18 protein-coding genes, 2 tRNA genes and 1 pseudogene are annotated in these 20,932 nt (G+C 58.1%); 12 read left to right on the top strand and 9 right to left on the bottom strand.

Annotated elements, in window-relative coordinates:
• Positions 1-17 precede the first annotated feature (17 nt).
• Positions 18-947 (top strand): carbohydrate kinase family protein, encoded by a 930-nt coding sequence (locus tag H559_RS0108900; RefSeq protein WP_034640500.1) that lies wholly within the window; start codon positions 18-20, stop codon positions 945-947.
• Between the two features lie 86 nt (positions 948-1,033).
• On the opposite strand, the pseudogene H559_RS0108895 reads toward H559_RS0108900, so the two are convergent.
• Both H559_RS0108895 and mnmE read right to left on the bottom strand, forming a co-directional pair.
• A pseudogene (locus H559_RS0108895) lies at positions 1,034-1,288 on the bottom strand (IS5/IS1182 family transposase); the annotation flags it as partial.
• 274 nt (positions 1,289-1,562) lie between these two features.
• Complete coding sequence (gene mnmE, locus H559_RS0108890; protein ID WP_028452417.1) at positions 1,563-2,900, bottom strand: tRNA uridine-5-carboxymethylaminomethyl(34) synthesis GTPase MnmE; 1,338 nt, start codon at positions 2,898-2,900, stop codon at positions 1,563-1,565.
• A gap of 345 nt (positions 2,901-3,245) precedes the next feature.
• Between mnmE and H559_RS0108885 the strand changes: the two genes are divergently transcribed.
• The 7 genes from H559_RS0108885 (at position 3,246) to H559_RS0108855 (ending at position 9,210) form a co-directional block, all read left to right on the top strand.
• Positions 3,246-4,844 carry an ABC transporter substrate-binding protein gene (locus H559_RS0108885; RefSeq protein WP_051279170.1) on the top strand — a complete coding sequence of 533 codons (1,599 nt, stop codon included), beginning with the start codon at positions 3,246-3,248 and terminating at the stop codon, positions 4,842-4,844.
• A 123-nt stretch (positions 4,845-4,967) separates the two neighbouring features.
• Positions 4,968-5,978 (top strand): ABC transporter permease subunit, encoded by a 1,011-nt coding sequence (locus H559_RS0108880; RefSeq protein WP_028452415.1) that lies wholly within the window; start codon positions 4,968-4,970, stop codon positions 5,976-5,978.
• Between the two features lie 3 nt (positions 5,979-5,981).
• The gene (locus H559_RS0108875; RefSeq protein WP_028452414.1) at positions 5,982-6,881 is read left to right on the top strand and encodes an ABC transporter permease subunit; all 900 of its coding nucleotides are present in this window, start codon (positions 5,982-5,984) and stop codon (positions 6,879-6,881) included.
• An 8-nt stretch (positions 6,882-6,889) separates the two neighbouring features.
• The gene (locus H559_RS0108870; protein ID WP_028452413.1) at positions 6,890-7,903 is read left to right on the top strand and encodes an ABC transporter ATP-binding protein; all 1,014 of its coding nucleotides are present in this window, start codon (positions 6,890-6,892) and stop codon (positions 7,901-7,903) included.
• Positions 7,896-8,882, top strand: coding sequence for a peptide ABC transporter ATP-binding protein (locus tag H559_RS0108865; RefSeq protein ID WP_028452412.1), 987 nt, complete (start codon positions 7,896-7,898; stop codon positions 8,880-8,882). Before H559_RS0108870 ends, H559_RS0108865 begins: the two co-directional genes overlap by 8 nt.
• A gap of 76 nt (positions 8,883-8,958) precedes the next feature.
• A tRNA-Met gene (locus H559_RS0108860) sits at positions 8,959-9,034 on the top strand.
• A 100-nt stretch (positions 9,035-9,134) separates the two neighbouring features.
• A tRNA-Met gene (locus H559_RS0108855) sits at positions 9,135-9,210 on the top strand.
• 556 nt (positions 9,211-9,766) lie between these two features.
• Here the strand turns inward: H559_RS0108855 and H559_RS22190 are convergent.
• A complete protein-coding gene (locus H559_RS22190; RefSeq protein WP_081412963.1) occupies positions 9,767-10,780 on the bottom strand; it encodes a DUF4384 domain-containing protein in 1,014 nt (337 codons plus the stop codon).
• Between H559_RS22190 and H559_RS21650 the strand changes: the two genes are divergently transcribed.
• Positions 10,779-12,077 carry a caspase family protein gene (locus tag H559_RS21650; protein WP_081412962.1) on the top strand — a complete coding sequence of 433 codons (1,299 nt, stop codon included), beginning with the start codon at positions 10,779-10,781 and terminating at the stop codon, positions 12,075-12,077. The genes H559_RS22190 and H559_RS21650 overlap by 2 nt on opposite strands.
• A 284-nt stretch (positions 12,078-12,361) precedes the next feature.
• On the opposite strand, the gene H559_RS0108840 is transcribed toward H559_RS21650, so the two are convergent.
• From H559_RS0108840 to H559_RS0108815, 6 genes are all read right to left on the bottom strand, one after another.
• Entirely contained in the window at positions 12,362-13,543 is a 1,182-nt protein-coding gene (locus tag H559_RS0108840; RefSeq protein ID WP_028452410.1) for a hypothetical protein, read from the bottom strand.
• 126 nt (positions 13,544-13,669) lie between these two features.
• Positions 13,670-14,659, bottom strand: coding sequence for a hypothetical protein (locus H559_RS0108835; RefSeq protein WP_028452409.1), 990 nt, complete (start codon positions 14,657-14,659; stop codon positions 13,670-13,672).
• Between the two features lie 62 nt (positions 14,660-14,721).
• Positions 14,722-15,387, bottom strand: a complete 666-nt coding sequence (locus tag H559_RS0108830; protein WP_155845352.1) for a hypothetical protein — start codon at positions 15,385-15,387, stop codon at positions 14,722-14,724.
• Positions 15,388-15,662: 275 nt separating this feature from the next.
• Entirely contained in the window at positions 15,663-16,457 is a 795-nt protein-coding gene (locus tag H559_RS0108825; protein ID WP_028452407.1) for a hypothetical protein, read from the bottom strand.
• 29 nt (positions 16,458-16,486) lie between these two features.
• A complete protein-coding gene (locus H559_RS0108820) occupies positions 16,487-17,149 on the bottom strand; it encodes a DUF4852 domain-containing protein (protein ID WP_155845351.1) in 663 nt (220 codons plus the stop codon).
• Positions 17,150-17,370: 221 nt separating this feature from the next.
• Positions 17,371-17,973 carry a response regulator transcription factor gene (locus H559_RS0108815; protein WP_028452405.1) on the bottom strand — a complete coding sequence of 201 codons (603 nt, stop codon included), beginning with the start codon at positions 17,971-17,973 and terminating at the stop codon, positions 17,371-17,373.
• Here H559_RS0108815 and H559_RS0108810 point away from each other — a divergent pair.
• From H559_RS0108810 to H559_RS0108800, 3 genes are all read left to right on the top strand, one after another.
• A complete protein-coding gene (locus H559_RS0108810; RefSeq protein WP_162143314.1) occupies positions 17,973-19,658 on the top strand; it encodes an ATP-binding protein in 1,686 nt (561 codons plus the stop codon). The two genes, H559_RS0108815 and H559_RS0108810, sit on opposite strands and share 1 nt — an antisense overlap.
• A gap of 303 nt (positions 19,659-19,961) precedes the next feature.
• Positions 19,962-20,261, top strand: a complete 300-nt coding sequence (locus H559_RS23480; protein WP_028452403.1) for an IS3 family transposase — start codon at positions 19,962-19,964, stop codon at positions 20,259-20,261.
• Positions 20,258-20,932: IS3 family transposase (locus H559_RS0108800; protein ID WP_028452402.1), on the top strand; the 675-nt coding region annotated here is incomplete at its 3' end. The genes H559_RS23480 and H559_RS0108800, both read left to right, overlap by 4 nt.

Here is a 20,932-nt window from a genome sequence, read left to right as displayed (position 1 = left end):
AAAGGCAGAACCAAGTGATGACCTTCCCCCGCTTCATTGCCGCCGGCGAGGCGCTCACCGACCTGATCCGTGGCGAGGGCGACGCCTGGCACGCCAAGGTTGGCGGCGCGACCTGGAACGTCGCCCGCGTGATGGCGAAACTCGGCATCCCCAGCGCCTTTGCCGGCGCGGTCAGCAAGGATTGTTTCGGTGATGAACTGATGGCGGCGAGCCGCGCGGCGGGGCTTGATCTGCGCTTTCTGCAGCAGAACGCGCACTCGCCGCTGCTCGCAGTCGTGTACCAGACCAATCCGCCGGCCTATTTCTTTGTCGGCGACGACAGCGCCGACCTGCACTTCGACCCGGCGCAGCTACCCGCCGGCTGGCTGAGCCGGGACATCTGGCTGCATTTCGGCGGCATCAGTCTCGCCCGCCCCAGACTGGCCAATACCTTGCTGCAACTTGCCCGTGATGCCCGCGCCATCGGCACCAGAATCAGCTTCGACCCCAATTTCCGCGTGCTGATGGATGAAGCCTACGACCCGGTACTGCGGGAAATGACGCAGCTCGCTGACGTGATCAAGGTGTCCGACGAGGACCTGCGCGGGCTGTTCCGAACGGACGACGAAGCGGCGGCCTTTGCCACACTGCGCAGCTGGAATCCGCAGGCGATGTATCTCTATACGCGCGGCGCAGCCGGCGCGAGCCTCTATCATGGCGGCGCGCACTGGCAGCAGACGCCACCGGCTATGGACGTCGTCGATACCGTCGGCGCGGGCGACGCCAGCATGGGCGGGCTGATCTGGAGCCTGCTGCAGCACCCGCAAGCCGACGGCGCCACCCACCTGCGCCACGCGGTCGCAGCCGGCAGCCTCGCCTGCACCAAGGCCGGCGCCAATCCGCCGGATGCAGCGGAGCTTTGCAAACTCCATAAAGCACTATCGGCGACGCTGCAACAAGCTGGTTGATTTCAACACTTTTGGCGACTCAATATGCAAACTGCTTTGTTGCACAAATCAAATCAGGGCTAGACCTCCCCTAGCCCCAGATGGAATTATCCTACGCGCACCGTTTCTGGTATCCCGAGCTGCGTGAAACGGTTCAGCAGTGCCGCTCGAATTTGCAGCCCGGCAACCTGACGATAAAAGTCGCGCGACATCACGCGTTCGCCCAGCAGTTTGAAGCACCGCATCTTGGTTTCGACCAAACTAAGTCGATGGTAGCCGCTCCAGTTCTTCCAGAGGGCGCGCCCGAGATATTTCGTCGCCCGTAATGCCTCATTGCGAGCCGATGCGCCGGCGGTTTTCCAGTTGGTGGTGCGGTACTTTGGCGGGGCTGGTTTGCTCATACTGACGACGGATTGGGCGGTTATGTGGTCAGATCAAGCAGGATACGTGCCGATTTGTGCAACAAAGCCCTTTGGGGTACACAAAAGCCTGGGGCCTACATTGTGTACCCACTTGTGTACCCAAGGCGGCAGGTTTCCTTGGGAATTACTAGGGCCTTACGGAAACAAATGACCGAGTTTTTATATGGGCTGTAGCTGTGTTTGGGGTACGCAGGGGAATGTCTGAAACAGCAAATTACTTCCCGATGCAGAACTTGCTGAAAATCACGCCCAGCAGGTCGTCGGCGCTGAAGGCGCCAGTGATTTCGTTGAGGGCGTTCTGTGCGAGGCGCAGTTCCTCAGCGAGCAACTCGATCTGCAGGTAGGCCGCATCGGCGAGGTCTAGGTGTTCCTGTGCGCGGCGGATGGCGTCGAGGTGGCGCTCGCGGGCAATCCAGATGCCGTCATCCATACCCTGCCACCCAGCCAGTTCCAGTATTTTTGCCCGCAAGGCCTCCAGGCCGATACCCTGCTTGGCCGATACATGCACTTCGTGGTCGGCCACTGTGCCGGGTACTTCGCCGGTCAGATCGATCTTGTTGAAGACATGCAGCACGGGCAGTTGCGCCGGCAGGCGGGCGAGGATGCTTTCATCGTGGGCGGTGACGCCTTCGCGGCTGTCGAGCAGCAGCAGGGCAAGGTCAGCCTTTTCCACTGCGGCCCAGGTGCGTTCGATGCCGATGCGCTCGACCACGTCGTCGGTGTCGCGCAGGCCGGCGGTATCGATGATGTGCAGCGGTACGCCGTCGATGTTCAGCAGTTCGCGCACCGTGTCGCGCGTGGTGCCGGCGATGTCGGTGACGATGGCGATGTCTTCGCCGGCGAGGGCATTCATCAGCGAGGATTTGCCGACATTGGGCTGGCCGATCAGCACGACGTGCGCGCCTTCGCGCAGCAGCCTGCCCTGCGTGGCGGTCGCGAGCACGCGTTCGAGCTGGCTGCGGATGCCGCCGAGCTTGCCGCGTGCGTTGGCGGCCTCCAGAAAATCGATGTCTTCTTCGGGAAAGTCGAGCGTGGCTTCAACCAGCATGCGCAGGTTGATGAGCTGATCGACGAGCGTATTCACTTCGCCCGAGAATGCGCCGTCGAGCGAGCGCAGCGCTGATCTGGCGGCGGCTTCCGATTGCGCGTCGATCAGGTCGGCAACGGCCTCGGCCTGTGCCAGATCGAGCTTGCCGTTCAGAAACGCGCGCTTGGTGAATTCGCCGGGTTCGGCGTGACGGGCGCCGAGTTCGATGCAGCGGCGCAGCAGCATATTGAGTACGACCGGCCCGCCGTGGCCCTGCAGTTCGAGCACATCCTCGCCGGTGAAGGAGTTCGGTCCCGGGAAAAACAGCACCAGCCCTTCGTCGATGACCTGGCCTGTCGCATCGCGCCATTTGGCGAAGTGCGCATGACGAGGCGTGAGTTCGCGGCCGAGCAGGGCAGCGATGAAGCTGGCCAGTGTCTTGCCGGAAATGCGGATCACGCCGACGCCGCCGCGTCCGGGGGCGGTGGCGATGGCGGCGATGGTGTCTGGCAGATAGAGCGACATGGTGGGCAGCAGCGGATGGGAATGTCCGCATGATAAACCAGTCTGGCGGCCTGCTTGCCGACGATTCATTTTGTATGGGTATGTGTCTGTAGCCATTTAAAATTATGACTTTTAGTCTTATACAGTGCACTGTATGCCGGGGGTGGCACGGTAGTCTGCACTGCGTTGGCCGGCCGTGCTTTCCGCTGTACTGCCCGGCTTTGTGGCGTGCTGTCGCTTGACGCTGTGCTGCATTGCTGGGTCGGTGCGGGATATTCCCGATAACAGCCGGTGCCGGCTGCGCCTAGGATGGGTGATGTTTCGTTGACCTGTCCGGCGCCTTTGCGCCCCCTGGAGGAAAGCCCGATGCATACCACCCTGCGTACCGCTACGCTTGCTACCGCCCTGATGCTGGGCGCCGGTGGCGCCTTTGCCGCCGGCAAGACGCTGATCTACTGTTCCGAAGGCAGCCCGGCCGGCTTCGATGCCGCCCGCTATACGGCCGGTACCGATATGGATGCGTCGGCGGAAACCGTATTCAATCGTCTGGTGGAATTCGAGCGCGGTTCGACGCAAATTCGCCCGGGCCTGGCCGAGAAGTGGGACATTTCCAGCGATGGCCTGACTTACACCTTTACTTTGCGCCGTGGCGTGAAATTCCATACCACCGCCTGGTTCAAGCCGACGCGCGATTTCAATGCCGATGATGTGGTGTTCAGCTTCCAGCGCCTGATCGACAAGAACCATCCGTTCAACAAGGCCGCGCCGGCGGAATACCCGTATGTCACCGACATGGGCATGGATACCAATATCGCGGCGATTGAAAAGGTCGACGCCAACACGGTGCGCTTCAAGCTGAAAACGGTTGATGCCGCTTTCCTGCAGAATCTGGCGATGTCGTTTGCGTCCATTCAGTCTGCCGAGTATGCCGACAGCCTGCTGAAGTCCGGCAAGGCCAACCAGATCAACACCATGCCGATCGGCACCGGCCCCTTCGTCTTCAAGAGCTACCAGAAGGATTCCAATATCCGCTTTGATGGCAACAAGGATTACTGGCGCAAGGGTGAAGTGCAGCTCGACAAGCTGATTTTCGCCATCACGCCCGATGCGTCGGTGCGCTATCAGAAGCTGCAGAAGGGCGAATGCCACATCATGTCCTTCCCGAAGCCGGCCGATCTGAAAGCCATGCAGGCCAACACCGCGCTGACCGTGCCGAACCAGGCCGGCTTCAACGTCGGCTTCCTCGCCTACAACGTCAAGCACAAGCCGCTGGACCAGCTGGCGGTGCGCCAGGCGCTGGATATGGCGATCAACAAGCAGGCAATCATCAATGCCGTGTATCAGGGCGCTGGCCAGCCGGCAACCAACCCGATGCCGCCGACGCAGTGGTCCTACAACAAGAAACTGAAGGACCCGGCGTTCGACGTGGCCAAAGCCAAGGCGCTGCTGGCGAAAGCCGGGGTGAAGGAAGGCACCGAGATCACCCTGTGGGCAATGCCGGTACAGCGTCCGTACAACCCGAATGCCAAGCTGATGGCCGAAATGATCCAGGCTGACTGGGCCAAGATCGGCGTGAAAGCCAAGATCGTCACCTACGAATGGGGCGAATACCTCAAGCGCGGCAAGGGGGGGGAGCATGACACCATGCTGGTCGGCTGGAATGGCGACAATGGCGATCCGGACAACTGGCTGGGCGTGAACCTCGGCTGCTCGGCTGTGGGCGGCAACAACTATGCGCAGTGGTGCAACAAGGAATTCAACGACCTGATCGTGAAGGCCCGTGCGGTGAACAACCAGGCCGAACGCAGCCGCATGTACGAAAAGGCGCAGGAAATCTTCAAGCAGGAAGTGCCCTGGACCACGATTGCCCACTCGACCGTGTATCAGCCGATGCGCAAGGAAGTGCAGGGCTTCAAGATCAGCCCGTTCAACCTGATGTCTTTCTACGGCGTTTCCCTGAAGTAAGCGTTTGAACCCCGGCCGGCGACATCGTTGCGGCGGTGCGCCGGCCTTGCTGTCTCTGCTACGTATCTGTCTGTCCCTCTGTGCCTGTCCTGCTTGTGGTGGTATGGGGTAGGGAGTATTGCCATGTTTGGATTTATCCTGCGCCGCCTCGCGGTCATGATTCCGACCTTTCTCGGGATTACGCTGCTGGCCTTTGCGCTGATTCACATGATTCCGGGCGACCCGGTGCTGCTGCTGGTCGGCGAGCGCAACCTCGATCCGGAATTCTACAAGACCGCCATGCACCGGCTCGGCCTCGACCAGCCGCTCTACCTGCAGTACTGGCACTATTTGTCCGGTCTGCTGCAGGGCGATCTCGGGCAGTCAATCCGTACGCAGGAGCCGGTGCTGCACGAATTTTTCACCCTGTTCCCGGCAACGGTCGAGCTGTCGGTCTGTGCGATGCTGTTCGCCACACCAGTGGGCCTGGCGGCGGGCATCATCGCGGCGACGCGGCGAGGTACTGTCGTTGACCACGGCGTGATGGGCGCTGCGCTGACCGGCTATTCGATGCCGATTTTCTGGTGGGGCCTGATGCTGATCATGCTGTTCTCGGTGCATCTGGGCTGGACGCCGGTATCGGGCCGCATTGCGCTGGAGTACGACATTCCGGCGGTGAGCGGCTTCATGCTGATCGATACGCTGCTGTCGGGCGAAGAGGGGGCATTTGCTTCCGCACTGCATCACCTGATTCTGCCGTCCATCGTGCTGGGCACGATTCCTATGGCGGTCGTTGCGCGCATGACGCGCTCGGCCATGCTCGAAGTGCTGCGCGAGGATTACATCCGCACCGCGCGCGCCAAGGGCCTGTCGCGCCTGCGCATCATCATCGTGCATGCGCTGCGCAATGCGCTGATGCCGGTGGTCACCGTCATCGGCCTGCAGGTGGGCACGCTGCTGGCTGGCGCGGTGCTCACCGAGACCATCTTTTCCTGGCCGGGTGTCGGCAAATGGCTGATCGACGCAATCGGCCAGCGCGACTACCCGTCGGTGCAGGGCGGCATTCTGCTGATCGGCACCATGATCATCCTGGTCAATCTGCTGGTTGATGTGCTCTATGGCGTCATCAACCCGCGCATCCGTCACGCGAGGTAAACCATGGCGACGAATGAACTCACGGGCGTGCAGGATTATCCTTCGCCGCTGGCCGAATTCTGGCAGGCCTACCGCACCAACAAGGGGGCGACGGTCGCGCTGGTCTATTTCGCCCTGCTGGTGCTGGCCGCCGTGCTGGCGCCGCTGCTGGCGCCGCATGCGCCTTCCGAGCAATACCGCGATGCGCTGCTGGCTCCGCCGGTGTGGATGGAGGGCGGTAGCTGGCGATTCATTTTCGGTACGGATGATGCCGGTCGGGACATCCTCTCGCGCCTGATCTACGGTGCGCAGCTCTCGCTGCTGATCGGCCTGCTGTCGGTGCTGATGTCGATTCTGCCGGGCATTGTGCTGGGCCTGCTGGCCGCCTTCTATCCGAAAAAACTGGGCGTAGCGATCATGCGGCTGATGGATGTGATGATGGCGCTGCCCTCGCTGCTGCTGGCCGTCGCTGTCGTCGCCGTGCTCGGCCCTGGCCTTGCCAACACGATTCTGGCGATCGCCATCGTCTGTCTGCCCGCCAGCGTGCGCCTGACGCGCGCTGCCGCGATGACCGAGCTCAACAAGGATTACGTGGTGGCCAGCCGGCTTGCCGGCGCGGGCCAGATCCGGCTGATGTTCAATACCGTGCTGCCCAACTGCATGGCCCCGCTGATCGTGCAGGCCACGCTCGGGTTTTCGGCCGCGATTCTCGATGCCGCCGCACTGGGCTTTCTCGGCCTTGGCGTGCAGCCGCCGTCGCCGGAATGGGGGGCGATGCTGGCCTCGGCACGCGATTATATCGAGCGCGCCTGGTGGGTAGTGACCATGCCGGGTCTCGCCATCCTGCTGACCGTGCTGGCGCTGAACCTGATGGGTGACGGCCTGCGCGATGCGCTGGACCCGAAACTGAAGAAAATGGCGTGAGGCGAGTGATGAGTCTTCTGGAAATCCGTAATCTCTCGGTTGAATTCGGCAGTGTCCAGCATCCCTTCCGTGCCGTAGACGGGCTGGATCTGACGGTCAGCCGTGGCGAAATCGTCGGCATCGTCGGCGAATCCGGCTCAGGGAAAAGCGTCACGATGCTGGCGCTGATGGGCCTGATCGACGCGCCGGGGCGCGTGAGTGCCGAGCGCCTGATGTTCGACGGGCAGGACATGCTGGCGATGAAGCCGGCGCAGCGTCGTGCAATTCTGGGACGCGACATCGCCATGATCTTCCAGGATGCGCTGACCAGCCTGAATCCGGCCTATACCGTCGGCTTCCAGCTCTGCGAAACATTGCGTCTGCATGGCGGGCTGTCCCGCAAGGATGCGCAGAGGCGCGCGCTGGAATTGCTGGAAATGGTCGAGATCCCGGCTGCGCGCTCGCGCCTTGATGCCTATCCGCACCAGCTCTCTGGCGGCATGAGCCAGCGCGTGATGATCGCGATGGCGCTGGCCTGCAATCCCAAGCTGCTGATCGCCGACGAGCCGACCACCGCGCTGGATGTGACCGTGCAGGCACAGATCATGGAACTGCTGGTCAGCCTGCAGCAGCAGCATGACATGGGCCTGATCCTGATCACCCACGATCTGGCCGTGGTGGCCGAAGTCGCAGATCGCGTGGCCGTGATGTATGCCGGTGAAGTGGTGGAAACCAGCAGCGTGCCGGCGATATTCGAAACGCCCCGCCATCCCTACACGCAAGCGCTGCTTGCCGCCATCCCCGAGCACAGCAAGGGTGCCGAGCGGCTGGCGACATTGCCGGGCGTGGTTCCCGGCCAGTATGACCGCCCGCACGGCTGTCTGCTCGCGCCGCGCTGCCCGTATGCGCAGGCACGCTGCGCGGAAGCAAGACCGCCGCTGTTCCCGTTTGTCGATGCTGGGTATGTTCCTGAAGCCAATGATTTGCTTAAGGTACGTTGCTATACCCCTTTAAATGATTCCGGAGAGCCTAGCCATGTCTGAACAGGCTGTGCCCAATATTCTTGAAGCGCGGCACCTGTCGCGCCATTACAGCGTCTCGCGCGGTTTCCTGCGCGGGCATGCCACGGTCAAGGCGCTCAACCAGGTATCCTTCAGCCTGCAGCCGGGCAAAACGCTGGCGGTGGTCGGCGAATCGGGCTGTGGCAAATCCACGCTGGCCCGCCAGCTCACGCTCATCGAGGAGCCCAGTAGCGGCGAGCTGCTGATTGACGGCATCAACATCGCCAGCGCATCGCGCGAACAGCTCAAGGCGCTGCGCCCGCGTGTGCAGATGGTGTTCCAGAACCCTTATGCCAGCCTCAATCCGCGCAAGCAGGTTGGAGTGATGCTCACCGAGCCGCTGCAGCTGAATACCGGCATGACGGCGGCCGAGCGTGAAGCCGCCGCCCGCAGCATGATGCAGCGTGTCGGCCTGCGCCCCGAGCACTATCATCGCTATCCGCACATGTTTTCCGGTGGCCAGCGGCAGCGCATTGCCGTCGCGCGCGCGATGATGCTCAAGCCCGAAGTTGTCGTCGCCGACGAGCCGACCTCGGCGCTGGATGTGTCGATCCAGGCGCAGATTCTCAATCTGTTCATGGATCTGCAGCAGGAGCTAAACACGGCCTATGTGTTCATCAGCCACAACCTCGCCGTCGTCGAGCACATCGCCGATGACGTGATGGTGATGTACTTCGGCAGCACGGTCGAATCCGGCCCGAAGGACGTGATTTTCTCGCGCCCGCTGCACCCCTACACGCGTGCGCTGATGTCGGCGACCCCCGCCATCCACAAGCATGACCGGCAGGCCAAAATCAAGCTGGTCGGCGAACTGCCATCACCGCTCAATCCGCCCACAGGCTGTGCGTTCAACACGCGTTGCCCGCATGCGACCGAGCAGTGCCGCAGCACCGTACCTGAATTGCGACCGCTCGAAGGTCGCCTGATTGCCTGCCACCGTATCGAGGAGATCCACGCCTGAGTCATGCGCTATTGCCAGATCGCTGCCAATACAAATTGACAGCCTCCCGGCAATGCCTTATGATCTCGTTCTCTGTCGCGGGATGGAGCAGTTGGAAGCTCGTCGGGCTCATAACCCGAAGGTCACAGGTTCGAGTCCTGTTCCCGCAACCAGGAATACCAAGCCGCTGATTCATGCTTGATGCATCAGCGGCTTTTCATTTCCGGCGCCCCGGCGCACGAAATGAGCGCGCAAAGCGCAAACCAGTACAGACGCGGGATGGAGCAGTTGGAAGCTCGTCGGGCTCATAACCCGAAGGTCGCAGGTTCGAGTCCTGCTCCCGCAACCAAGCATAAACCCCTGATTCAATTGAAAAATTGGTCAGGGGTTTTGTCTCTCTGGCTCCCCGAAATGGGCACAGAACCCACTCTGTGCCCATTTTTGTGCCCATCCTGTGCCCCGGCCCCCTGAAAATCGTCGATTTTTGACCTTCGGGTTGTTTTGGGCACGACAGCAGCTCTGACCTTCGGGCGTTTCCACCGTTTTGTGCCCCATGGGCACAGGATGGGCACAGACTTCAGATCATCTAGATGCACATCAGATGACAAGCATGCATGATTTGTTGATGTTTAATGTCATGATTATTAATGGATTTTTGTTGCGATCTGAGTTGATTATGCCGCCCGGACTGGTGGCGTGGGCACCGAGGCTGCGCTGAGTCCGAGCAGGCAATCATTCGAAAATGGCGCGTGGGCACAGCTTTGGGATTATTGATTGCCCGATTCTGTCGCAACGCAGAAAAGCGAGGGCGCGTCTGCAAATCAGGGGCCGATGAAGACTCTTCGAGGTTCTCTCGTAAGCACGATTTGGAGTGGAGGTATGCCCATGCCTATCGGCTATTCAGCTCAAGGGACGGTGACATAGTCGAGTCGAAGCTGCTCGAGTTGAGTGGATGGCAGGCCGAAGCGAGCAGGGGTAGGAGATTTCTCTGTTACCGGGAAAGGCTTGTCAGCAGCAGAAACCTCCAGAGCTTCTTTGCCAAAAGGTGGGGAAACAGTGAGACGGATTGCACTGTTGGCTGCGGGCAGACGAATGAGTTCTCCCGGAGGGAGCAAGCTGCCCTGCTGTATTTCATTCGGAAAAATCTGCTGGCGCTTTCCCTGTGAATCGATTTGAACTATCCGCGCATAGCAAGGCTTGGCGCAGGAGAGTGTCACCCAGAGTTCATCCCCGGAACCAAATCGTGTTGCAGGCAAAGAGGCGCGTAGTTGCAGGGGAATATAGCGTTCATCCTCCTGTGCAAGCCCGCCGAGGCCTACTTGACGCAGCAAGCTTGCACGCTGACTGCGCAGTTGCACTTGCTTCGGGCTGTGTTCAATGTTGTTACTTAACCGATCAATGGCGTCGTACCAGATACCTTTGGTAGCGAGTGAAAGAACATCAGTGGCAGTTGTTGGCCCGATATAGCGCACGGCTGCACTGGCTTCAGTGGCTGCTCCGCCTTCTTCTCCCGCAAGCTGCAATCGCCATAGATAGCTAGCCCCCGTTTTAACCGGCACTGCTTCATTTGGCAGTGCAATCCGATGCAAGCCAGGTCCGATGCCTTGCTGAGCTTGCTGCCAGACTAATGTCCGGCCCTGCCAAAGTTGCACGTTCAATCCCTGGATCCGGTCCGTGGTGTGCAGCCAGAGCGGCAAGCTTGGGTCAGCAGCCAGGCCGCGATGATCTGGGGCAAGCAGGGTGAGCTTTGCCCCAATAGCACGCGTTAACGCTTGTGTTTCAACATCCTCAGTGAGTTCGGGGGGATGATATGAGGGAAGTGGCTGCTGTGCATGTGCATGTCCTGTTGTAAGCAATGCGAAGGCTAGCATTAATCGGTAGACTGCCGACGTACACCTTTGACGAATTGCCAGATCCATGTTGAAGCGCCTTGCTGCCTTTGGTGCAGCCTTGTTGTCCCTGCTAATGATGATGCCGCCAGCGATGGCTGATGAGCAAGTTCGCGCCTTGCGAGTCGAAGCGCAAACGCCTCAAAGCCTCCGACAGGCGCTGGTCATCGGTAATAGTGATTATCGGCTTGGTCGTCTGGCAACCCCGGTTAATGATGCCCGTTTAATTGCTGATGCGCTCCGTTCAAGTGGATTCAGCGTAACGCTTTTGAACAATGCTGATCGAGGTACGATGTTGCAGGCGATTGCCCGCTTTGGTGAGCAGCTGGATCGAGACGGGGTTGGGTTGTTTTATTACGCAGGGCATGGGCTGCAGGTGAAAGGAGAAAACTGGCTGATTCCTGTCGATGCTGACATTCGCCGCGAAGAAGATGTGCTCAATTACGGCGTCAACCTGCAGCAATTGCTCGACCGTATGATGGCTGCGCACAATCCGCTTAATCTAGTGTTTCTCGATGCGTGTCGGAACAACCCCTATCCGAAAGCTACACGATCATTGGATGGACTGGCCCGAGTTGATGCCGGTCTGGGAATGCTGATTGCGTTTTCTACAGCGCCAGGACAAACAGCGCTTGATGGCGATACCAATAGCCCTTTTGCAGCAGCATTGAGTCGGCATATTCCAGTCCCCGGTCTTTCTGTCGAAAGTATGCTCAAGCGTGTGCGCAGCGATGTTCGCCAGGCTACTCGCAATCGGCAGATCACTTGGGACAACTCCAGCTTGGAAGGCGATTTCTATTTCAAACCGGCAAGCCATACTACAAGCAGCACGCGTCCCGCAGCGACCCCGACACCTCTGTCGCTGTCTACTTTGACTGTCGATGATCCCAAAGTGCGGGAGTATTTTCCGAATTACCAGGGCCCCATTACCGGCGACGATCTGTTTCGCGCCAAGGAGTTGGGCGAACGCTTCAAACGCATTGGCGAGCCCTGGGTAAAGTGGATGACCGAGACTACTCAGCAGCAGTACAGCGAATTTCTGCGCGATGCAGAAGCAGTCAAGGCGCGCTACGCCTTGCGTGGCAAGGAAATCGAACGCCTCCCCATTAGCGAACAACGTGCGGCCAGCAATGCCATGTTGGCTGAGCTGCAGCAGGAAATGGCACTAAGGAAACAGCACTTCGAGCAAGGCATGGCGCAACTCAGCCAACCATTTTCCCGTTTCATCGACGAATTCAAATTGTTGCTGCAAAGCAAGCAACTAGACGCAGCCGAAGTCCGCCTGAATCAGGCGGAGGAGCAGTTCCGGATGCTGAAGCTGCAGTAGCCGTGTCATCTGTGCGGTGGGATGACATATCAGTATGTGCATAACCCTGTAGCCTTTCATGGAAAAGGGCTAAATTCCCCTGCATCAGCCGGCATTACCTCTACGCTTTAGCCGATGAAAGCCCCGTAGAACAGGCCGTACAAGAGGTCTTGGACGCCATCGAATCTCACCTCACCAGAAAGCCTGCGCACTCGAAAACGGTTTTAAGGCGAATTTCGCTGGGGTATAAAATTCCCCGCCACCCAGAGCTGCTAGCGGGGAATGTCTCGCTATTCGCAGCAATATTATCCTGGGAAAAAGTGTTCCGAGCATGAATTCATGTGGTACTGCAGTTTGCTTTTGGGTTGCGCAACAGGCCGGATTTTGCCAGAGGCATCCACAAGCCAAAGGGCGTTGGATGCGACCTTTTGGGGGCTCCAGGTCAGATAGCGGTTCGAGAGAGGTCTCGCAATATCGTATTTGTCATACTGCGGGAGAATGCCAACCACGCGGCCCTGGGTTTTACCGTCGATGATGAACTCACCCTTGCATCGACTCTCCTGCGACGGCGGCCGGAGATTCTGCTGCATGTTGAAGTTCGGGTAGACGCTCTTGCTAGTGAACGAAAGGCCATCCAGCCGGCGCACATCGAGTACCTTCACTTCATTGGCCTTGGCGACGCGGCTGTAGACGATCATGTAGGCCGTACGGCTGTCATCTTCAGCCACCTGGAAGTACATGCCTCCTCCAAGCTCGCCTTCCTGCACGGCCAACATGCCGCCTTGATAAGCGGGAGAAACGCGGGTGTATTCACCATCAGGGTTGCGGAAATCGCGGAGCACGGCACCCGACAGGGTTTGCGGAGTATAGGGGCTGGTTCCGGCGACTGGTTTACGGGCAAGGTAGAGCACGCCCCCGCACGACTGTAGCTCGTAAAAGCCGAAAAGGCGTGACGGATTTTTCGGATGGTCACTCATGGCTGACCAGCCATTGATGTCATGGATGAAAGCAATGCGTTTCGGCTGGTTAAGTGCTTTGGTGAACCAGAAGCGCATCCCCACGACGCTGGGGCTTGCCTCTGCCCTGAACATGTAGTCGCGCGTATCGCGCTCACCGGCATAGGCAAAACTAGCCTTACCAACCAAGACCCCTTGCTTATCGCCCTTGCCCATGAACACCGCAGTCAACCTGCCCCCAAGATCATCTGGCGCGGAGGAAGACGACAGGCAGGTCACATTGGCATACCAGGTCGCCTCTTGCTCTGCTGAAGAAACGGCAGCAGGGGCATTGTTACCGGCGCTACCGGTCACAACCTCGACCGGATTGGGAATGGTGATTTTCTGGTTTGCACACGCAGAGAGCGCAGCAATGATGGCTAGGGCTAGGACGTGTTTTGCTTTTTTCTGCATAAAGGAACTCGTTTTTTCTTTTGAATGGAGAATGTTTGCTTGAGCGCCTGGGCGATCAAAGAGGCTGAGCTGTTGCATTGAAGACGCCCGATACTGGTATCTGGATTTGCTCTGGAATGATTTGATTTTCCCGTTCGCCAAACGTGCATTTTCCCCCTGAAATGAGGTGGGAGTGCCTAGAGGGTTATTTAATCGGTTTCCGGATTAACGCCAGCTGGCGACAACTCCGCCAACAAACGTCACTTCCAGTTGGCGACCGTTTGCCGTCCAAACGCGGGTGATTTCCTGTTTGCCCAGCAGGGCTAGCGGGTTAATCTTGAAGCGATCCGCACTGCGTCCCAGCAGTTTTTCGACCTCTTCCAGTGTCATGCCGGTGCGCAGCGAACCAGATTGCATCGGTGTCTGAGCGTTAGGCAGAGATTTCGAAACGGCCTGCTTTCCAGAAAATGGCAGTCGATCTGTCACCCATTGTTCGCCCTGCAAAGTCAAAAGGGTCGTATCAATCGCGTCGGCTTTTTTCAGGTCCTCATTGCCTTGCTTGAAGCCTGCCCATTCGATTTGTACTTGCTCATTGCTCAGCCAATGAACTTTATTAACATTCACAAACAGAAAACCAAGAGCTCCTGGGTCAATGGCAGTTTCACAATCAGTCGCACCCAATTTTCCCGTAATAACAGCACTTGTGGCTTCACCTTTCTGCCCCCGAGCTGGAATTTTCTGCATCGCCAGCATCGGTCGCTCACAATATTGATTATCGCCCCCGCCGAGTACCCACTGCCTGTCCGGTGAGAATGCATAGACATCACTACTGAAACCAAACCCGCTCTCATGGTCAAGAAAGATAAGTCCATTCGATTCCGTAGTCTTGTACTCAATCTGATGAAACCCAGTTTTGGGGTCGTAACCTGTATAACGATGCTCGGTGGAGTCTTCGCGACCTGGGCTAACATCTTTAAATAACTCTTTTCTACCCCCCGCCAGAAAAATTGTCAGCGTTTTTCCTTTCCGATTAAAATTGGGAATGCCCGCCTTGCTCAGGCACTTCTCCACGTCAAATGAGCCATCCTTACCTGGTTTGGCCGTTCCGCCTTGTTCCGGGAGCAAGCATTGTGCCGGGGTTGCCTGTGGCTCGGCGGCGTATACACCAGCCACTGGCAATAAACACATGAGTAGTAACGCCTTCAACGTCATCATGAACCTTCTTGTTGATCTGGAAATTTTGAAATTCAAATAAAATGCTTGTACACCGTGGTCATTTACCAACCAGGTTGAATGTATGCAGAATCCCTTGGATAGAACATGGCTGAGGCTTGTTTTTCCAGGCTGCCCTCGGCCAGCTTGTTGAAAATAAGAATCCACCGCTCTGCATCTGGATAGTGCATCCGGAGATGAATGCTTGGATTGAAAACATCATCAATTTCGAAATAAAGCCCCGTTTTTTCTGCTGCACCAAGTTGGGACGAGGTATCTCGCATAGTGTCTAGCGAATGATTCCTCATGCCAAAGCTATCAAAGGTTGTGTGTTCGACTGTACCTGGTTTATATGCCTTTACGCTCCGTATTTTTCTTGTGTCGATCTCGATTGTCGGGCTATTTTTACTAATCAGTTTTATTCGGTTTCCGCTCACATCAACAGCGATTCCCGAGTTGCCGTGAACATAGTAATAATCCATCTTGGAATCCAGCAACTCGCCTCGTACCTCTAGTCCTCTGTTTTCGCTCTTGTGTACTACTTTTTTCAGGAAAAAAACCAGCGCCAGCAAAGGCAGCAGAGCTCCGATTATGAATACGAGGAAGCCAGCCATACCTGACATGTCAGTTAAAACTGTGCTCAGCACATATCCGGAAATAATCCCACCGATTATCCATAATGGGCTAAATACGAGGGCTGTCGCAAAAATTCCCTTGGTTGATCGTTTCATCATTCTTCCCTAACGCGTTATGTTTGATTCTAAGTGGGTAATTCATAGTCGATAGAACTATACCTTATGCCCCAAGGCATATCTTGCTATCGGCGAAAGAAAGCGCGTCGTGTTGCGGGTTAGCTGCATTACTTTGTTGACTTTACAAGGAAGCCTCTCCTGCGATCAGATAACTCGGAGGTACTGCTGAGGCTTTCATTGCCGTGCTGTCATGCCAATCAGCCTGGGCGTGCAACAAGGCTCAAGCTTATGAGAACAGATCAAACATCAGCGGCCTATTCTTGCGGTGCAGTGATGGCCTTCAGGCAGCGAGTGATACCCAGCAATGCAAGACATGCGCCCGCAATCTGCATGCCATAGAAGCCAAGGCCGGCTTTGCTGAGAACCTTGCCAAACGACAGCTGGCTGCTGATTTCTTCATTGGCACGCTCGGCAATTGCTTTTCCTAGTCCACCAAAGCCGCTGAGGCTGCCATACATTTGTTCCATGGCGGTGCGAGCAAAGGAATACAGGCTGTAGAAGTCATACATGACCAGCAGTCCAGTCAACAGTGGCAGACACAGCAAGAGTGGAGTGAGCTTGTGGCGCACAAAGAGCGGCGCAGCAATACTAACTACACTCAGCCAGAACACCACTTGTGTGAGGCTATTACCAACACCTTCCCTTCCGAGGGAGTCTGACCAAGAGTGCAGACTGACCGCTAGGCCGTTTCCGGTAGTAATCAGTGTCAGAAACAGCCCGCTGAAAACGAAAACCGCATACGCCGCCAATACCGGGATTCCATGCAGGCTGAGGAGCCTAGCGCCCATATTGCCGCCATGCTGTTTGAAGGTTTGGCCAAGCTGTCCACCCAGGGCTGCGAGCTGTTCGGTGTCGATGGCGGGGGCGACGGCAAGCGGGTGAATGGCCATTTCACCGGTTTCAGCCAATTCGATTCGCACTGACGCGTTCAGTCGTGGAGCTTCGTTACCCCGCCACTGCTGGATGTGAAACTCGTGCGGCTGACCATCTGCATTGATGATGCCTTTGCCTTCGTTCTGGTTGTAATGAATGATTTTTCCGGTTTTCATGGGGGACTCCTGGTGATTGAGAGAAGAGGTCAGGGAAGGATTTCGACGGGGGCGGCGAGCACGTCATGAATCTGTATGCGCAGCAGTCTGGCTTGCAGCAGCTTGCGTCCCTGCTGTTGGGTAACGCCGCTGCTGCACCACCATGTGGTTGCCGGATAGGCATAAGCCGCGCCGTTCTGGCTGATGTGCTCTTCGATGCGATGCGCCATCGCTTCGTCATGCGGGCGGTGGGCGCGAATTGGCGGCGAGGCCTGGGTAATCGCCACACCACCGGGAAGGAAAGCGAACTGGGTATCGGCTTCCAGACCTGAGAGCGGAAACTGCTGCTGTTGCAAATCAAAATGCCCGAGTTGCAGGCGAACTTTCAGGGTGAAGCACGGCTTGGCCTGGCGTTGTGCAACCAAGGCCTCGATCTGCGGGTGTAGTGTTTCCAGCAGGGCTTGGCGTTTGAAGCTGTTGCTGGTGTTGCGATATTGCTCCGACAGCAATTCGGCAAAGGCGTCGTAGGGAATCGGCTGCCCTGATTGGGCGTAATAGAGGGCGAGCAGTCCGGCCTGGTCGCTTAAGGCCAGATAGTCGGACTCTGTTGCGACCACGCTGCTGGCTTGTGACGAACCCGTACGTGATACCTCGGCCGGCTGGCATGCCGTCAGGGCGATAACGAGTACGAACAAGGCGCAACGAGGTGACATGAGCAGATCAGAACGCGGTGAAGATGGTCTGATTCTGCAAATATGGGTGGATGCGGACTATCCGCGTGACTACGCAGAGTGCTCCGTAAAATTACGCAGCTTGCAGCGATGTGTGTGGGTATATGCTTGTATCTATCGTAAATAAATGGCTATTGGCAAATACCCTATTATGTATTTGACTTGTGCCTTGTGAGCTTCATCACAGCTTGTTGCAAGACCTGCTACTTCTCGCCGGCAAGGTGCAGTAGCTCATTCATTTGCGCCGCCGAATCCAGGCCCAGTTTTTTTCCGATGCTGGCCCGGTGCGTTTCGACGGTGCGCGGGCTGCATGCCAGCTGCGCGGCACATTCCTTGGCGGAAAGACCGGCAGCCAGCAGGTCGAGGACTTCCCGCTCGCGGCTGGTCAGGAGGGCCAGCTTGCTGAGGTGGGGTTCACGTTGTAGATGTTCTTCCTGTCGGCGGGCCAGGGCGCTGGCAATCGCATGCAGGAGTGCCGAGGGGCCTTGCCCTTTTTCGACGAAATCGACCGAACCGGCTTTCATGGCATGAACCGCCAGCGCAACACTGCCTTGTGCGGTAAGCATGATGAACGGGGTATCCGTGAGTCTGCCTTGCAGCATGCGCAAAACGTCCAGCCCATTCATACCTGCCATGTGATAATCGCAGACAATGCAGGCAAAGCGATGCTCGGATAACCCCAGGAAAAATTCCGCAGCATTGCCAAATGCCTTGACCGCATAACCTGCAGCATCGAGCTGGTAAGTCAGCGCATCAAGCAATTCGGGATCGTCATCGATCAGGGCAATTGGGCAAGGAGTTTGCATTGCGGCATTTTCCTGCAATTCATCGCTGGCAGGCAATGCCCCTTTCCTGGGGCTTGCTCGTTCTTGGTCTATGCCTTTCCGGTCTCGTGGCCTGGCAAGTGGATCGCCAGGCGCAGGATGCAGCCAATCAGTCCTGGCAGGAAGCCAGCCGCATCACGGCAACAGCCATTGAGCGACGCTTGAATGAATACCGGGCCGCACTGGTCAGCCTGCAGGGGCTCTATAACACCTATGGTCTGATTCCACAGCAGGAGGCCGTGCAGTTTCTGGCGGCAATCAACGAGAGTGGTGACCCGGCGAGACCCAATCGGCTGCCGGGCTTCATCCTGCTGGATTACCAGGCCGCGCCACAGGCGTCCGGCCAGTTACCCGTCTACCACCCTCCCCAGGACGGGGTCGCCCACGACATCCACGATGGGCCCAGTGCGCCCCAGAGGCGCAACATCCAATTGATGACCCGTGACAGCCCTGGCAATCCAATGCTGCGCACGGCTACCGTACAGGGGCCGGATAGTCCGGCTCCACATCCCGGCCTGGTGCTACGCTTGCCGGTGTATCGCAGCAACGCACCTCTGGAAACGCCTGAGCAGCGCCGGGAGGCCTATCTCGGCACCGTGAATGCCTGGCTGGATATCCCCGTTATGCTGCAGGATGTACTGCGCGAAAGTGCCCCTCCCGGTTTGGCAATCCGTCTGTATGCGCTGCAAGCGCCATTGAGTCCGGGTGAGGCGATGTCGCGTTCGGTGCTGTTCGATAGTGCCGACAAGCATGCCGGGATTCATGACTCAGCACTGCGCCGCCAGCTCTCGCTGCAATTTGCCGGCAGTGGACTGGAGTTGCAGATCAGCGGCGATGAAGCCATCTGGCAACCCCGCCGCTGGGTCAGTGTGCTGGTTTTGGCGATTGGTACTCTGCTGTCGCTCATGGTGTTCTTCCTCGTGCGGCTGCGACTGGAGCGGCGTTTGAATGCCCACCGTCTGGAACTTGCGCACTATTCCCGTCTGACCACGCTGGGCGAGATGGCCTCCGCCATTGCCCATGAAGTCCGCCAGCCACTGGCTGCGGTTCAGGCCTATCTGGACGGCTGCCGACACAAATATCAGCAGTCCCGCTTGCAGATGGACGACTTACCCTTGCTGCTGGAGAAGATGAGCACGCAAACCCAGCGCGCGCAGGATATTGTTGGTCGCGTGCAGGCCGCCGTTCGCCGGGAAAAAGCGGTGTCGCAGCCACCGGAACGCATCGCCGCCGCCTCCCTGGTGCGGCGGGCTGTTTCACTGGCCCGGATGGAGGCAGAGCAGGCGGGGGTTGAACTGCACGAGAAGGAAATGGGGCCATTTGACCTGAATGTAGTGGCCATGGACATCGAGCTGATCCTGCTGAATCTGCTGCGCAATGCCATTCATGCCTGCCAGGTCAGCCCCTCTCCCAGAGTCACCATCAGTAGCTCCTCGGATGAACACGGCCTGGCCATCACCGTCACCGACAATGGCCCCGGCATACCTCCCGAGGTCATGCGCACACTCTTCGAAGCGCATCGCACCACCAAGCAGGATGGCAGCGGCATGGGCTTGCGCATCAGCCGTTTTCTGGCTGAAATCAATGACGCCAGTCTCACTGCAGGCAATCTGCCAGACGGTGGCGCCATTTTTGTACTTACTTTTTCGCAAGCTCGGCGCGCATAAGCGTCAGACACTTGCTGCAAACTGAGAGTCCAGCCAGTGGCTACATGCTCAGATGCGCTTTGAGGCTGGATAAGCGTGGAATTCGCCAATCAGTCATTGTTCGTTTGACAGATGGTCGCGTGAGTATTCAATTCTGCGGGCTGTGCAATTGAATGAGGCGCCACCCTAGTCGCAGTGATCAAGGGGGCGTACAGGCTCGAGTAGTGCGGAGGGGGCCGAAAAGAGTGGTCGAGTGTCATGTGAGGTTAACCGCGAATTTCGGATACCAAGCGTAGCCAGATAAACTGGCATACGGAGGTATCGATGTACAAAATCCCGAAGCAGAGCTTCACCACCGAGTTCAAGCAAGAGGCGGTCCGCCTGGTCGAAGCCGAAGGCAAATCCCCCGCCCAGGTCGCCCGCGACCTGGGCATTTCCGAGCAGACACTCAGCAACTGGCGCAAAGCCAGCAAGGCGGGAAAACTGGCCGCCGGAACTGGCAAGGCCATTCATTACGCCCGAGCAGATGGAGTTATCCCGCTGCGCGCGGAGAACGCCTGGCTGAAGATGGAGCTCGAAATCCTGGAAAAAGCCACGGCGTACTTCGCGAAGCGGTCGCAGTGAAGTACGCCTGGATTCGTGACCAGCGCGAGCACTACCCACTGGCGTCACTCTGCCGCCTGCTCAACGTCAGTACGAGTGGTTATGCCGACTGGCTCGCCAGTGGCGGGCCGTTGCAGTGGCTTTCTGATGCGCAATTGCTGGCACTGGTGCGCAGCACCTTTGCTGAATTTGATGGTGCCTATGGCGCACCGCGGATTTACCGCGAGTTGCGCGCGAAAAAGCATCCGGTCAGCAAGGAGCGCATCCGGCGGCTGATGGGGCTGGCCGGCCTGAAGGCTCGCCACAAGCGGCGCCACAAGGTCACGACCGACAGCAAGCATCACTTGCCGGTGGCGCCGAGCCTGTTGAATTGGCAGTTTTCCGTCGACAAGCCGGATCAGGTCTGGACGACCGACATCACCTACATTCCGACTCAGGAAGGCTGGCTGTATCTGGCGGTCGTGATGGATCTGTACACCCGTGCCATTATTGGCTGGGCCATGGACAAGCGGATGACGCGCGAGCTGACCATGAGTGCGCTGCGCATGGCGTGGTTCCGTCGCCATCCCAAGCCCGGCGTGCTGCACCATTCGGATCGGGGCAGCCAGTACTGCAGCCACGATTACCAGCAACTGCTGCGTAACTATGGCATGACGGTGTCGATGAGTCGCAAGGGCAACTGCTGGGACAAC

The sequence above is a fragment of the Chitinilyticum aquatile DSM 21506 genome (genome assembly GCF_000430805.1).
GTDB classification, from domain to species: Bacteria; Pseudomonadota; Gammaproteobacteria; order Burkholderiales; family Chitinibacteraceae; genus Chitinilyticum; species Chitinilyticum aquatile.
Note: the sequence above shows the minus strand (reverse complement) of the source record. Positions and strands in the feature narration are given on the sequence as shown.

Coding starts and splice junctions, on each gene's coding strand:
- H559_RS0108880 (WP_028452415.1), top strand. CDS start 4,968: ATGTTTGGATTTATCCTGCGCCGCCTCGCGGTCATGATTCCGACCTTT.
- H559_RS0108835 (WP_028452409.1), bottom strand. CDS start 14,659: ATGATGACGTTGAAGGCGTTACTACTCATGTGTTTATTGCCAGTGGCT.
- mnmE (WP_028452417.1), bottom strand. CDS start 2,900: ATGTCGCTCTATCTGCCAGACACCATCGCCGCCATCGCCACCGCCCCC.
- H559_RS0108840 (WP_028452410.1), bottom strand. CDS start 13,543: ATGCAACAGCTCAGCCTCTTTGATCGCCCAGGCGCTCAAGCAAACATT.
- H559_RS0108825 (WP_028452407.1), bottom strand. CDS start 16,457: ATGAAAACCGGAAAAATCATTCATTACAACCAGAACGAAGGCAAAGGC.
- H559_RS23480 (WP_028452403.1), top strand. CDS start 19,962: ATGTACAAAATCCCGAAGCAGAGCTTCACCACCGAGTTCAAGCAAGAG.
- H559_RS0108820 (WP_155845351.1), bottom strand. CDS start 17,149: ATGTCACCTCGTTGCGCCTTGTTCGTACTCGTTATCGCCCTGACGGCA.
- H559_RS21650 (WP_081412962.1), top strand. CDS start 10,779: ATGTTGAAGCGCCTTGCTGCCTTTGGTGCAGCCTTGTTGTCCCTGCTA.
- H559_RS0108865 (WP_028452412.1), top strand. CDS start 7,896: ATGTCTGAACAGGCTGTGCCCAATATTCTTGAAGCGCGGCACCTGTCG.
- H559_RS0108900 (WP_034640500.1), top strand. CDS start 18: ATGACCTTCCCCCGCTTCATTGCCGCCGGCGAGGCGCTCACCGACCTG.
- H559_RS22190 (WP_081412963.1), bottom strand. CDS start 10,780: ATGGATCTGGCAATTCGTCAAAGGTGTACGTCGGCAGTCTACCGATTA.
- H559_RS0108815 (WP_028452405.1), bottom strand. CDS start 17,973: ATGCAAACTCCTTGCCCAATTGCCCTGATCGATGACGATCCCGAATTG.
- H559_RS0108870 (WP_028452413.1), top strand. CDS start 6,890: ATGAGTCTTCTGGAAATCCGTAATCTCTCGGTTGAATTCGGCAGTGTC.
- H559_RS0108875 (WP_028452414.1), top strand. CDS start 5,982: ATGGCGACGAATGAACTCACGGGCGTGCAGGATTATCCTTCGCCGCTG.
- H559_RS0108885 (WP_051279170.1), top strand. CDS start 3,246: ATGCATACCACCCTGCGTACCGCTACGCTTGCTACCGCCCTGATGCTG.
- H559_RS0108830 (WP_155845352.1), bottom strand. CDS start 15,387: ATGAAACGATCAACCAAGGGAATTTTTGCGACAGCCCTCGTATTTAGC.